Consider the following 13,080-nt stretch of genomic DNA (forward strand, 5'->3'; position numbering starts at 1 on the left):
AAAATGAAAAGAAACCTTTTAACTTTATTATCATTAACTTTACTTTTAAGCTTGTCTTCATGTACAATCGAAGTAAATGATGATTCAGGAACTCCTACTAATACAAACCCTGGAAATACAGCTGGTGTTTTACCTGAAGGAGGAAAATTATCTGGTGAAATTACTTCCAATTTAACAATAAAAAAAGGGAATTATACATTAGAAGGTATTGTAAAAGTAGCTGATGGAGCTACTCTTACTATCGAAGCTGGTGCAACATTTACCGTATCTACTGCTGTTACATCAAGTTTAGTTGTTTTACAAGGTGGTAAAATACTTGCTTTAGGGTCCGCAACGGAGCCAATAGTTTTCACAACTACAGCAAAAACTCCTGGCGGATGGGGTGGAATAACACTTTATGGAAGGGCCCCTATCAAAGCTGTGAACGGAAATCCTACTGCAGTATCTGAAGATGGAAATGCTATAACATATGGTGGAACTGATGCTAACTTTAGCTCAGGTATCCTAAAATATGTAAGAGTAGAATATGCCGGTAAAAAAATTAATGATGGAACTTCTGAAACCAATACTTTCACATTCTATGCTGTAGGAGATGGTACAATTTTAGAAAACTTAGTTGCCTACAAGGGAACTGATGACGGGTATGAATTCTTCGGAGGTACTGTAAGTGCTAAGAATATCGTTTCTTATGGTAACTATGATGATTCTTTTGACTGGCAGGATGCATGGAGCGGACAGAACAATACCAACTGGTATGCTTTTCAAACAGTGACTGGTAACTATGGAATGGAGATTGAAGCTTCCGCCAATGTAGACAATACAGCACCTAAGATTTCAAATATTACTTTGATAAGAGATACCAATACTGCTCCTGAGGTTGCGGGATCTACAGAAATTTCTGCTATCCAATTCAAAAGACAGGGAACAGGTATTTTCTCTAATGTATATATAAGCGGATATAAAAACACAGGGGGGAAAAATGCTTATGCAGTACTTATTCAGGATGATGCAACCAATACAAGCCAGGTTACTCCAGGAAAAGTAGTAGTATCCCCTATTAACTATGTGAACTCAGATAACTTGGGAGTTTGGGGTTATGCTCAAACTAATGGCGGAAAAACTTTCACGAACACTGCTACGGTTACCAAAGTATCTCTAACTCCTGGAGCATGGGCTACAGTAGACGGAGTTAATCTTTTAGCAGGATTACAATAAGTAACTAGTTTCTTCATATCAAATTTTAAAAGCCATCAGAATTTTTTCTGGTGGCTTTTGATTTTAGTAACATAAGCTGAAAAAGCCACCGGAAAATCCAATGGCTTTATTTACAAAAAACAAGTATATTAAAAAATATATTTCAATTAATGTCTCCAAAATAAATTTCCTTCATTCATTAAGGCTTTTATTTTGGCTATTCTGGAAACCGCTTCTGCAGAACATGAAGCATCTGCAAATACAACGGATGCATCGTCGTCTGGTTTGGGCCATTGCTGTTTTCCTTTTTCATCCAGCGGAAGAATATTTTGGGTTGCAAACTGAAGTGTTCTTGACAGTTCAAATTCTGTTTCATATCCGTACAGTTCAGCAATAAGATTCGCTTTCTGAAGCATATTTCCCGATCCGAAAGTACTCCAGTAATCCTGTACATTATCATTTCCGATCAGGACATTTACATTGTATTTTTTCAAAACAGGAATTGGCATAATCGTTCCTCTGAAAGGGACAGAAGATGCAATTCCGACTTTTCCTTCTGCCAGCCTTTCAGCAATTTTTTCCGTCTCTCTTGATGAAAGATGCCCTAAAGCAAAGGCATGGCTTACAAATGTTTTTCCCTGAAGCTCTGGATTTTCAATTGCTTTATCAATCAGGTAATTAATCGTTTTCATTCCGGACTCTCCTACTTCATGCAGGTGGATATCAATTCCTTTTTTATGATCTAAAGCCAGTTGTATTGTAAAATCAAGCACCTTTTCAATATGTCCGTCAATACTTAAAGGGTCAAGACCTCCGATAAAACCAACATTTTCCAGCTTTGCCGCTTCTTTCATTAAAGGAATAGTTTCTGTATAATACAAACCATGCTGTGGAAAAGCAACAAGTTCAGCTTTAAAAGAATCTTTTTTATTTTCTAATGCTTTTTCCAGATTTTCAAGTGATTGTAAGCCTGATGTAGGATCAATATTAAAGTGTGTTCTCACAAAATGAGTCCCATAATGCTGAAGCAGGCTGATCAGCTGCTCCGCCCTTTCCACGGATGTTTTTAAAAGTTCAGGGATAATTTCCTGCTCATAAGCAATCATATCCTTTACTGTTCTCCGTTTTGGCGAAAGCGCCTGCCACGGGAGCCCGTACAATGTTTTATCCAGATGGATGTGCATATCTCTGAAAGCAGGAAGCATCAGGAAACCTTTAGCATCCAACGCATCGGAACCAGGGTTATTGGGTTTTACAGCTTTGATTTTTCCTTCTTCTATTTCAATACTGAAAAGATCAGTTTGTGTCCTGATCACTTCTTCATCATCATATTCAAATCCCGTTTCGAGACGGACATTTTTGAGTGAATATTTTGCTTTTGCGATTAATTGATAGGGAAACTGCATGACTTTACTTTTAACAGGACAAAGTTACCCAGCTTTGGCTTCAGAAACGGTGTATCAATTATACCATGTCTTGTATGGATTATTCTTTGAATTGAGACGGTGTCATTCCCATCTGCACTTTGAAAAATTTGGAAAAGCTGGCATGATCATAAAAACCGAGATCATACACAATATCTTTTACAGACATTTCAGATACTTTTAAAAGACGTTTCGCCTCCAGCAAAATCCTGTCCTGGATAAGAGAGGAAGCCGAAGCATTAAGATTTTTTTTACAGACAATATTTAAATAATTGGCGGAAATATTAAGTTTCTCCGCATAGAAGGAAACCGATCTCTCCGTTCTGAAATGCTCATCAATAAGATGTAGAAATCTGGAAATAATAGGGTTAGAATGATACATTTCAAAATCTTTGAAAGCTCTCTCCACCGATTTACTGATCAGCAATCCTATCAGTTCGCTCCGTTTTTGAATGACTTCCCAAAAGATAGTTTTTTCACTCACTTCTTTCTGAATGGACTGAAATTCATACAGGAAAGTCTGAAAAGTTTCTTTAGAAAGCTGAATAACCGGATGATTCTGATAATAAGAAGCTGAAAATCTCAGTGCAGGCAGAAAAATCTCAAACCAGTCTCTGCTGATCATCAATTGATAGCCTACAGTTTCCTTTTCAATCACCCACTGATGCACCTGATCCGGAAAAACAAGATGGATCTGACAGTTTTTCACTTCATATTCCGTGAAATCGATCGTGTGGCTGCCTTTCCCATATTCAAATAAATTAATGATAAAAAAATCATGCTTATGCGGTTCATCAATGGAACGTTCCCCATGCAGTTCATTAAACAACAAATGACAGCCCTGAAGCCGATTCTCATTGAATTCCTGAATTCCTAAAACTGGAAAATGATCTGCATGATGACCCACGTGCTCTGATTTTCTCTTAAAATTAGTGAAATTTATACAAGAAATCTGAATGGATGGAGATATTTTCATTTTTAAACAGATAGGATTGCTTTTAACCATAAAAAGCTACTGTATGGATTTTCAATATTTTTAATTTCCTACAGAACACAATAATTTTTAAAACATAAGATGAAAATCATTTGATTTTTTTAAGCTGTGTTTCTTAAAAAGCGAAGCTCTCTTAATATTCTTAAAAACTGAATGAATCTTCATGATTTTATCATTTTCGTAGAAGAAAAGATCATTTTAATAAACCACATTTCCCTGATGAACCAATGATTCCACATTCGAAATTCTGGAGACCGCTTCTGCGGAACAACTTGCATCCACCAGGACAAAATCTGCCTGGTCTCCTGCTTTTGGCCATTGTCGGGCTCCTTTATCATCAAGCGGAAGAACATTAGCCGTTGCCAGCTTCAGGCTTCTGGATAATAAAAATTCTGTGGAATAACCATATAGCTGCGCCATAAGATTTGCTTTCTGCAATACACTTCCTGTCCCGAAGGTATTCCAGTGGTCCACAATACTGTCATTACCTGTCAGGACGGTTACATTATGCTTGTACAAAGACGGAATTGGCATGATAAGATTTCCAAAAGGGATAGTGGAAACAATTCCTATTTGTGCTTCTGCCAACTTTTCAGCTATTTCTTCCTGCTTTATTTTATCTAATTTCGCTAAAATAAAACAGTGGCTCAGATATGTTTTTCCTTTCAAAGTAGGATTTTCATTGACTTTTTTAATTAAATATTCAACGGTATTCAATCCTGATTCTCCAGTTTCGTGAAGGTGAATATCAATTCCTTTTTTATGGTCTAAAGCCAGCTGAACCGTAAAATCAACCGTTTTCTCAATGGCACCGTCAATCGTAAATGGATCTACGCCGCCGATAAAATCAATATCCATCTGTGCTGCTTCCTTAAGATAAGGCACTGAATCTGTATAAAAGACTCCATGTTGGGGAAACGCCACCAGTTCAGCTCCGAAACTTTTCTTTTTATTTTCTAAAGCTTTCTGAAGATTGTTTAATGAATCTAATTTCGATGTCGGTTCAATATTGACATGGCTCCTTGCAAAAGAAGTTCCCTTCGACTGCAAGAGCTCGATCATTTTCTCTGCTTTGAATGTTGAGTTTTTCAGCATCTCAGGAAGCATTTTCTGCTCCAGCGCGATCATTCCTTTTACGCCGCCTGTTCTTTTTCTGACAGCCTGCCATTTGTCACCATAGAACGTTTTATCCAGATGAATATGCATGTCTTTAAATGCAGGAAGCATAAGCATTCCTTTAGCGTCAACAGCTTTGGCATTAGGCTGATTCTGAGCAATACTTTTAATTTTTCCGTTTTCAATTTCTAGATAAAACAGACCGGTCTTAGTTGAAACCACTTCTCCTTCTTCATACTCAAAACCGGTTTCCAAACGGACATTTTTAAGGCTTAATTTTCCTTTTCCTGAAACATTCTGATCATCAAAAAATGGTGATGCTGCCATAATATTAGGTATTAAAGTAAGCCCGGCTGCGGCCAGCGCTGAGTTTTTTATAAAATCTTTACGGGATATCGAATTGTCAGAGGTCTTCATTTCCAAACTATTTATGACAAAAATAGCAAGAACGGGAATGATCAAGATGTATGGTTTATTACAATATCTGTATGATTTATTGGATGGGTTAATTTCTTTTGTCTTGAAAATATTAAACCATGAAGATTCATTCAGTTTTTAAGAATATTAAGAGAGCTCCGCTTTAAGAATACAGCTAAAATCGGTTTGATTTTTTCTTAACTTTTCATTCATTTTAATGTTTTCAAAAAAATATCTAACTATTCTGAATTCGGGATAAGGATTAAAATTAAAACGCAAAAATAAACAAAGCTTTAAAAAGCATTCATTTGATTTTTTAAGATAAACAAAGGCGTTTCACTTATTGGTAAGCAATACAGGGAAATATATTGTCTTATTTTGTTGAATGAATGCCCTTGTTTCCTTATTAATATGCCAGGAAATCTACTCCGTTTGCCTATATTTATTTTCAGGTATCTTCTTATCCCGAACTCAGGTTAATTATTAATCTGCGTAGTCCTTCCAATCTGCGAGAGATAAAAAAAGACCGGATCTAAAAACCCAGTCTTGTTATAATTTATTTTTAAACTCTTAAGAATAATATTCAAATTTTCTTACGGCTTCCAGTGTCATATCAATTTCCGTATCCTTGATGGCATCACTTATAAAATACGTTTCGTAACCACTTGGTGGAAGGTATACTCCGTTCTTCAGCATCTGGTGAAAGAAGTTATTAAACAAAGAATGGTTGGAAGCTGCCGCCTCGTCAAAATTAGAAACCCTGTTCGTATGGAAAAACACAGACATCATGGATCCTTTTCTGTTAATCTTGTGGGCAATTCCTTTTTCATTTAAAATTTTCCCGATCCCAAAATCTAATGTTTCTGCCGTTTTATTGATTCTGCTAAAAAATTCAGGATCATTTTTGATAAGCTGTAAAGTTTTCAGTCCTGCTCTCATCGCCAATGGATTTCCGCTTAATGTTCCAGCCTGATAAACACCTCCTTTCGGAGCCAGGTGATCCATAATTTCGTTTCTTCCTGCAAAGGCTCCCACCGGAAGCCCTCCACCGATCACTTTTCCGTAAGTAACCAGGTCGGCTTTTACATTGTACAGTTCCTGTGCACCTCCAAAAGCCAGTCTGAAACCGGTCATCACCTCATCAAAAATCAATAAGGCTCCGTTTTCATCACAGATCTTTCTTAAGTTCTGAAGAAAATTATTTTCAGGAAGCACACAGCCCATGTTTCCGGCAACCGGCTCAATGATAACTGCAGCAATTTGTCCCTGGTTGTGACGGAACAGATCTTCCACCTGCTCAAAATCGTTGTAACGGGCCAGCAGAGTATCTTTAGCCGTTCCTTCTGTTACTCCCGGAGAATTAGGATTTCCGAAAGTAGCCGCACCACTTCCTGCCTTGATCAGAAAAGAATCTGAATGGCCATGATAACACCCTTCAAATTTAACGATCTTATCTCTTTTTGTAAAACCTCTTGCCAGTCTTACAGCGCTCATACAGGCTTCTGTACCGGAAGAAACCATTCTGATCTGGTCTATATTAGGAACATTTTCTACGATGAATTTGGCAATTTCTGTTTCCAGTTCTGTAGGTGCTCCGAAAGAAAAGCCTTTTTCGGCCTGTATTTTCAGTTCTTCAAGCACTTCAGGATGGGTATGTCCCAAAATAGCCGGACCCCATGAATTGATATAGTCGATATAAGTATTGTCGTCCGCATCGGTAAGGTAAGCACCTTTTGCAGATTTCATAAATACGGGAACACCTCCTACTGATTTGAATGCTCGAACCGGAGAATTTACTCCTCCCGGAATGTATTGATAGGCTTCATCAAATAAAGCCGAACTTCTTTGGTATTTCATATATTAGTTGAGCGTTGAAAGTTTACAACCGACAGTCAGATAGTAACCGGCAATCAGAAACCGTCAACAAAAAATTAGTTTCTAGGTTTTTTATCAATCAAATAAATAAGCTGGCCTGCAGACGGTTTCTGTCCTTCGTCCATTCTGTTTTTTGCGTATAATTTATTTAATTTGATCCCGAACTTCTGAGCGATATCGTGCATATCCTCACCGGATTCGGCTTTGTAGATGGCTGTATTTCCTGCAGAATTTTTAGATTCAAGAAATACAATATCATTTTTCTTTAAAATATTACTGTCAAGTTCATTCCATTTAATCAGCCTGCTCTCGCTTACTTTGAATTTATCTGCAATAAATTTAATGGTTGTATCTTCAGGAATGACAATGTACTTTAAGCCTTCATTCGGATGACTTTTGATAAGAATTGAATTTAAAATTTCAGCTTTTGTTTTGATTTTCTCCACTCTTTTCTGCTGCTGGGCATAAGAGGTCTGTTTATATGGAACTTCCACTGTAACAGGATCTTTAGCCTTCTTTGCCATCATTTTTGAAGGTTCAAGCTGAGCCATGAATGTTCTGTCATCTTTCAGATCCGGATACATTTTAAGAACAGCGTACAATACTTCCTTTGAGTTGGTATCGTCGTACTCATACAATCTGTACTTTTCAATTTTGCTGATCAGGATCGAAGCATAGCGGGGATTGGTTGCATATCCTGCTTTTTTGAGTCCGTGTGCCCACGCTTTGTAATCTTTCATGCTCAGGTTGAAAAGATTTGCGTAATATTTTCTTGTGGACAAAAATATAGAGTGATCTTCATAGGATTGTCTCGGATCGTCATAAACACGAAAACATTCATTGGGAGCATCATCAGTGTGCTTCATGGTTTTTCCGGTCCAGTCTTCCTTACATTTTATTCCGAAATGATTTTTACCTTCCTGAGCCAGCCTGCTCTGCCCTCCTCCGGTCTCTAAAAGTCCCTGGGCCAATGTAATAGAAGCCGGAATTCTGTATTTTTCCATTTCCTCTACCGCATATTTAGCAAATTTTTGAATATACTGGTCTTCAGTCGCCCAAGTCTGGGCTGAGAATGTTGATAAAACTAAAAGGCTTATGATTGAGAAAAGTCTTTTCATGTTTTTCACTTATATAATTAAATTTCTATTTTGTTTTTCCAAAAGCAGATTGGCTCCTTCAATACCTTGCAGTCCGCCGGTATGAAAGCACAAGATCTTGCTGTTCTCAGGAAAATACCCTTCATCAATCAGTTCGAAAACTTTCTGCATCATTTTTCCTGTATACACGGGCTCCAAAGGAACACCGTACTTCTCTTTAAAATTATTGATAAAACGGATGTTTTCATCTTTTATTTTACCATAACCTCCAAAACACGAATCTATTAGATTAAAATTCTGCCTTGAAGTTAATTCTAAAATTTTATTCCCGAGTGAAGCATCTTCAACTACTTTAAATCCTATAACTTTCTGATCTTCTTCACAAAACTTTGCTATTCCGGCAACTGTACCTCCGGTTCCTACTGCGGTGCAAAGATAGTCAAAATCTTTTGTTTGGTCATTGAGCATCATTTTAACGCCTTCTATGGCATCTTTGTTGGTACCGCCTTCCGGAACAATCAGAGCGTCGGGAAATTCTTTATGCAAAAATTCTGTTAATTTTTCTTTATGTCTGTATTCTTCCCGGGTTACAAATTTCAGGTTCATTCCGTTTCTTTTTGCTAAAAGAAGTGTAGGATTATCGCGCCATCTGTCCTGCAGTTCCTCTCCTCTTATGATTCCCAGCGTGGGAATTCCAGACAGACTTCCTGCAGCTGAAACGGCAGCAATATGATTAGAAAACGCTCCTCCAAAAGTGATGACATAAGGATTTTCAGGATTTTCCTCCAGATAGTTATTGATGTTGTAAAACAGTTTCCAGTATTTGTTTCCTGAGATTTGAGGATGAATAAGGTCTTCTCTTTTGATAAAGAGTTTTATATTCTTATGAATAGATATTTCCTGAATGGGAATAGGTTTTGCCGGGGCTTTTAATAGCATTTTTGCTGTTTAACTATTATCAGCAAAATTAGTAAAAGATTTGGACTTGGTTATTGTAAATTACATCAATGATTTGATGACAATTGGGTTTCAATTTAGGTTTTGGCTAAAGCCGGATGAAATGTAGATTTTTTTACAGATGAGCTCAAACCTTCTTCTTTTGAATTTTAAGGTATCGTACATTTTTATTACAAATATTTCCTGAAGCCCCAGAATTTTCTTTTTTTCAGATAGCTCAGATTATTTTCATTGATGTAAGCTTCTCTTTCAAATGAGATCCTTTTATAGGCGAGAAATCCGTCTTTAAGCTTAAAAAACCAATAATAATATTCTATGACATAAAAAATATAAAAGAAAATAATAAGCATTTCGAGCTGCTGTCTTAAATGGATTCTTTCGTGGTTGATAAGTACTTTATTTTCCTTATCTTCGGGTTTCCTAATGAAGATAAAGGGAAAGAGAGCAATGCCGTTAATTTTTAGTTTTTTTAATGGCTTTTGGCATATAATTATCATACTAACAAATATAAAGTTTTTTGACTTAGAGATTTAACTTATGGCCCAATATGACATCAAAGAAGGTGAAGACTTCTACTATAATGAACAGGGGTACAAGGTTTTTACGGAAAAATTCCATCTGAAAAGGGGATATTGCTGTAAAAGCGGATGCAGACACTGTCCTTACGGGTACGATAAAAAGACTGATACATTTATTAAAAACGATAAAAAAAATAAATAAAATGAAAAAATATATTTTTATTTTGTTAGCATCGGCTGCATTAGGCCTTACATCGTGCAGTCCATTCCAGGTACGTTCAGATTATGCTGAAACGGCTAATTTTACAACTTATAAAACATATAAAATTAGAATAGACGATCTGAAACTGAATGACATTGATAAAGACAGGGTTTTAAACGAATTATCGAGACAGCTTCAGAGCAAAGGACTTCAGTCCGGGGAAAATCCTGATCTGATCGTTAATGTAAAAGCTAATCATAAAAAAATCACGGACATCAATAACAGTTCACCATATGGAATGTGGGGCTGGGGCGGTCCTTTCGGTTGGGGCGTTGGCATGAGCAGAACATGGACGAGTAATTATAATGAAGGCGCACTGATTGTAGATCTCATCGATTCTAAAACGAACAAACTGGTTTGGCAGGGTATCGGAAGCGGAATTTCCGTAGATTCTCCAAAATCTAAACAGAGACAGATTCCTGAGATCATGGCTGAGATCATGAAAAATTACCCTCCTCAGAGAAAATAAGATTATTTAAATCAATTTTATATATAATCCGGTGCAGTTTTTCTGTGCCGATTTTTTTCGTCCAAAATAACTGAAAGCTTCAACATCATTAATTTCTTTTTACCTGTTCTTTTGTCTTGAAACAAAAGAACGAAAAGTTCAAGACTGGAATCTTCCGCTAAAAATTATTTCTATTCTCTAAAAATTCTAAAACTTGCGCGATTTCAATATTTGTTTTCAATCCAATATTTCTGTCGCGCTTCAAACAGTAGAATTTTCTTAACGTTCATAGAATTAATTTTCTTAACGCTCCATCTTCCTAGGTCGGTTAGATTCCCCTCTAGATAAATCGCCTGCCATTGAAATGAGTCTACAATCATTTGAAGTAATTCTGATCTTCATAAACTGCATGCTTTACATGTTAAAATTAACAGTAATGTAATTTTTTATTCGTAAAAATATAGTATTCTTACAAAAATTTTATTAGTATGAAAAAAATTATCTTATTTACTGTAATAGCAGGGCTTGCCAATGCCCAGGCTCCTGCAGGATACTACAGCTCAGCAAACGGACTGAGTGGTGCAGCGTTGAAAACGGCATTAAGCTCTATCATTACAAACGGACACCAGGACAAAGGGTACAGTGGGCTTTGGACCGCTTACAAAACGACAGACATTGACAAGAATTATGAAAACGACGGTTCGATCATGGACATTTATTCTGAAAAACCATCAGGAACCGATCCTTACAAATATACTCCGGGTACGAACCAGTGCGGTACGTATTCTGTAGAAGGAAACTGCTATAACAGGGAGCATATTGTTCCTCAGAGTTTGTTTAACCAGTCTGCTCCAATGGTTTCTGATGTTCATTTCATCAGGGCTACTGATGGAAAGGTAAACGGCATGAGAAGCAATTATCCTTTCGGAAAGGTAGGTTCAGCAACATTTACCTCTCAAAACGGCTCAAAACTGGGCAGTTCTTCGTCCTCAGGATATGCAGGAACTGTTTTTGAACCGATTGACGAATTTAAAGGTGATGTGGCAAGGATGATCTTTTATTTTGTAACGCGTTATCAGAGCAAGCTTTCTACTTTTTCTTCCGGTAATATGCTGGGCAGCTCAACATTTCCGGGATTACAGACCTGGGAACTGAATGTTCTTCTGGCCTGGCACAATCAGGATCCTGTTTCACAAGCTGAGATCAATAGAAATAACGCTTCTTACACTTTTCAGGGGAATAGAAACCCGTTTATAGACAATCCTAATTATGTAAGTCAGATCTGGGGCTCCAGTCCTGGAACCACGGATCCCGGAACTCCTACTCCTGGAACAGAATGTATCAATGAAACTTTCGGGACAATTCCTACTGCGAGCAGTGCTTCTTATCTAACAAGAACCTGGACGGGAAGCGGTATTTCATGGACTGCCACAGACGCAAGAACTGACCAAACTATCAACAGCCAGGCTATTACAGTAAGAAACGGTTCTTTAACTTCGGGAAGTTCAGCTAACGGTATCGGTTCACTTACGGTAACTACACAGCTTAAGTTTTCCGGAACCAGCGGAACTTTTGATGTAAAAGTAAACGGTACATCGGTAGGAACGATACCTTACAGCGCTACTGCTACCACTACAACCATCAATAATATCAATATCACCGGAAATGTTACGGTAAGCCTTGTTAACAGCTCATCGAGCAACAGAGTGGCTATCGACGACCTTAAATGGACATGTTATTCGGGAACCGCTAGGCAGGCTCTAAGAATTTCGGCTGATGAAAATGCTGTTCAGGAACTTCAGGTTTACCCTAACCCGATTTCAGGACAGGAAATTTTTGTAAAAGGTGATACACAGAATATCAAAAAGGCAGAGATCTTTAATCTTCAGGGAAAAACGCTTCAGACGATTGACAGTCCTTTTAAAAACGGAAACTCTATTAAGATTAAAAATCTTGAGCAGGGAGTTTATATTTTAAAGCTTGATCAATCTGCTTTGAAGTTTATTGTAAAATAATCTGTTGATTAAAAAATAATATAGCCGGTTCAAAAACATTGAACCGGCTTTTTTAATCCAGATTTCCCGTTATCACTTTATTTCATATAGTTATACCATGGGGATCCCTGCGGAGTCGGGTATTTTAATCCGAAAACCACATCATTTCTATAGGCATCCTTGGTTACGGTTACATATTTATTTCTGATTCTTCCATCGTCCTCAATAGAAATACTCAGTATGGAATAGTTTTTCCCGTCGTCCCAGAAAAAAGAAGTAGGATAGGTAAATGAATTTTTTTCACCCTGATTCCATGCTACTTTATCTGGAGAAACTTTCTTAAGCTTTTCAAAAATCTGCTTGACCAGTTTAGCATCTACAGTTGCTTTATCTGTCACTGTAGCGGTAGGTTTTCCATGTTTTCCTGCTATTTTTTCAACAAACTCCAAAGAGTTTTTTTCAGCGGCATTGGTGTCGATTGCACTTACTTTACCTTTGAATACAGTAATTCTTGTTCCCATGGTATTGTCCAGAAGAATTCCGCCATACGTCAATCCTTTATTTTCATCTGCATAGTATTGTACAACATCTGGTTTGCTGCCTTTATCTTTCAGAAATATATCTTTATTTTCAAGATCATATTTTTTTGCATCTTCCCCTAAAGAGACAGATGAAAGATCAAATGATTTATTTCCACAGCAGATATTGATCAATACAACAAAAATCAATATCAAAAATTTGCCTTTTTTCATAATACTTTATATTTGATTCATTAATGTAACTC

At 37.1% G+C, this 13,080-nt stretch carries 12 protein-coding genes; 4 read left to right on the plus strand and 8 right to left on the minus strand.

Annotated elements, in window-relative coordinates; translation table 11 throughout:
• Positions 1-3: 3 nt before the first annotated feature.
• A complete protein-coding gene (locus tag ACMGDK_RS10710; RefSeq protein WP_436807942.1) occupies positions 4-1,215 on the plus strand; it encodes a beta-helix domain-containing protein in 1,212 nt (403 codons plus the stop codon).
• A 146-nt stretch (positions 1,216-1,361) separates the two neighbouring features.
• On the opposite strand, the gene ACMGDK_RS10715 is transcribed toward ACMGDK_RS10710, so the two are convergent.
• From ACMGDK_RS10715 to ACMGDK_RS10745, 7 genes are all read right to left on the minus strand, one after another.
• On the minus strand, positions 1,362-2,600 hold the full coding sequence (locus ACMGDK_RS10715) for an amidohydrolase (RefSeq protein WP_436807943.1): 1,239 nt from the start codon (positions 2,598-2,600) through the stop codon (positions 1,362-1,364).
• Between the two features lie 79 nt (positions 2,601-2,679).
• Complete coding sequence (locus ACMGDK_RS10720; protein ID WP_436807944.1) at positions 2,680-3,594, minus strand: AraC family transcriptional regulator; 915 nt, start codon at positions 3,592-3,594, stop codon at positions 2,680-2,682.
• Positions 3,595-3,810: 216 nt separating this feature from the next.
• Positions 3,811-5,145, minus strand: a complete 1,335-nt coding sequence (locus tag ACMGDK_RS10725; RefSeq protein ID WP_436807945.1) for an amidohydrolase — start codon at positions 5,143-5,145, stop codon at positions 3,811-3,813.
• A gap of 570 nt (positions 5,146-5,715) precedes the next feature.
• Positions 5,716-7,002, minus strand: coding sequence for a glutamate-1-semialdehyde 2,1-aminomutase (gene hemL / locus ACMGDK_RS10730; RefSeq protein WP_436807946.1), 1,287 nt, complete (start codon positions 7,000-7,002; stop codon positions 5,716-5,718).
• A gap of 74 nt (positions 7,003-7,076) precedes the next feature.
• Positions 7,077-8,138 (minus strand): glucosaminidase domain-containing protein, encoded by a 1,062-nt coding sequence (locus ACMGDK_RS10735; RefSeq protein ID WP_436807947.1) that lies wholly within the window; start codon positions 8,136-8,138, stop codon positions 7,077-7,079.
• Between the two features lie 9 nt (positions 8,139-8,147).
• Positions 8,148-9,056, minus strand: coding sequence for a 1-aminocyclopropane-1-carboxylate deaminase/D-cysteine desulfhydrase (locus ACMGDK_RS10740; RefSeq protein ID WP_436807948.1), 909 nt, complete (start codon positions 9,054-9,056; stop codon positions 8,148-8,150).
• A 188-nt stretch (positions 9,057-9,244) separates the two neighbouring features.
• Positions 9,245-9,571, minus strand: coding sequence for a hypothetical protein (locus ACMGDK_RS10745; RefSeq protein ID WP_436807949.1), 327 nt, complete (start codon positions 9,569-9,571; stop codon positions 9,245-9,247).
• A 40-nt stretch (positions 9,572-9,611) separates the two neighbouring features.
• On the opposite strand from ACMGDK_RS10745, the gene ACMGDK_RS10750 reads away from it, so the two are divergent.
• The 3 genes from ACMGDK_RS10750 to ACMGDK_RS10760 all read left to right on the plus strand — a co-directional run bounded on the left by ACMGDK_RS10750 (position 9,612) and on the right by ACMGDK_RS10760 (position 12,317).
• Positions 9,612-9,794, plus strand: coding sequence for a C1orf53 family protein (locus tag ACMGDK_RS10750; protein ID WP_048502239.1), 183 nt, complete (start codon positions 9,612-9,614; stop codon positions 9,792-9,794).
• Position 9,795: 1 nt separating this feature from the next.
• On the plus strand, positions 9,796-10,323 hold the full coding sequence (locus tag ACMGDK_RS10755) for a DUF4136 domain-containing protein (protein ID WP_436807950.1): 528 nt from the start codon (positions 9,796-9,798) through the stop codon (positions 10,321-10,323).
• Positions 10,324-10,790: 467 nt separating this feature from the next.
• On the plus strand, positions 10,791-12,317 hold the full coding sequence (locus tag ACMGDK_RS10760; RefSeq protein WP_436807951.1) for an endonuclease: 1,527 nt from the start codon (positions 10,791-10,793) through the stop codon (positions 12,315-12,317).
• Positions 12,318-12,394: 77 nt separating this feature from the next.
• Here the strand turns inward: ACMGDK_RS10760 and ACMGDK_RS10765 are convergent, their stop codons facing one another.
• Positions 12,395-13,048, minus strand: coding sequence for a hypothetical protein (locus ACMGDK_RS10765; RefSeq protein ID WP_436807952.1), 654 nt, complete (start codon positions 13,046-13,048; stop codon positions 12,395-12,397).
• Between the last annotated feature and the right edge of the window lie 32 nt (positions 13,049-13,080).

Source organism: Chryseobacterium hilariae, assembly GCF_051400735.1.
In the GTDB taxonomy this organism is placed as follows: domain Bacteria; phylum Bacteroidota; class Bacteroidia; order Flavobacteriales; family Weeksellaceae; genus Chryseobacterium.

What these genes read in the sequence shown, in the direction of transcription:
- ACMGDK_RS10710 (WP_436807942.1), top strand. Translation starts at nt 4, where the DNA reads ATGAAAAGAAACCTTTTAACTTTATTATCATTAACTTTACTTTTAAGC.
- ACMGDK_RS10715 (WP_436807943.1), bottom strand. Translation starts at nt 2,600, where the DNA reads ATGCAGTTTCCCTATCAATTAATCGCAAAAGCAAAATATTCACTCAAA.
- ACMGDK_RS10720 (WP_436807944.1), bottom strand. Translation starts at nt 3,594, where the DNA reads ATGAAAATATCTCCATCCATTCAGATTTCTTGTATAAATTTCACTAAT.
- ACMGDK_RS10725 (WP_436807945.1), bottom strand. Translation starts at nt 5,145, where the DNA reads ATGAAGACCTCTGACAATTCGATATCCCGTAAAGATTTTATAAAAAAC.
- hemL (WP_436807946.1), bottom strand. Translation starts at nt 7,002, where the DNA reads ATGAAATACCAAAGAAGTTCGGCTTTATTTGATGAAGCCTATCAATAC.
- ACMGDK_RS10735 (WP_436807947.1), bottom strand. Translation starts at nt 8,138, where the DNA reads ATGAAAAGACTTTTCTCAATCATAAGCCTTTTAGTTTTATCAACATTC.
- ACMGDK_RS10740 (WP_436807948.1), bottom strand. Translation starts at nt 9,056, where the DNA reads ATGCTATTAAAAGCCCCGGCAAAACCTATTCCCATTCAGGAAATATCT.
- ACMGDK_RS10745 (WP_436807949.1), bottom strand. Translation starts at nt 9,571, where the DNA reads ATGATAATTATATGCCAAAAGCCATTAAAAAAACTAAAAATTAACGGC.
- ACMGDK_RS10750 (WP_048502239.1), top strand. Translation starts at nt 9,612, where the DNA reads ATGGCCCAATATGACATCAAAGAAGGTGAAGACTTCTACTATAATGAA.
- ACMGDK_RS10755 (WP_436807950.1), top strand. Translation starts at nt 9,796, where the DNA reads ATGAAAAAATATATTTTTATTTTGTTAGCATCGGCTGCATTAGGCCTT.
- ACMGDK_RS10760 (WP_436807951.1), top strand. Translation starts at nt 10,791, where the DNA reads ATGAAAAAAATTATCTTATTTACTGTAATAGCAGGGCTTGCCAATGCC.
- ACMGDK_RS10765 (WP_436807952.1), bottom strand. Translation starts at nt 13,048, where the DNA reads ATGAAAAAAGGCAAATTTTTGATATTGATTTTTGTTGTATTGATCAAT.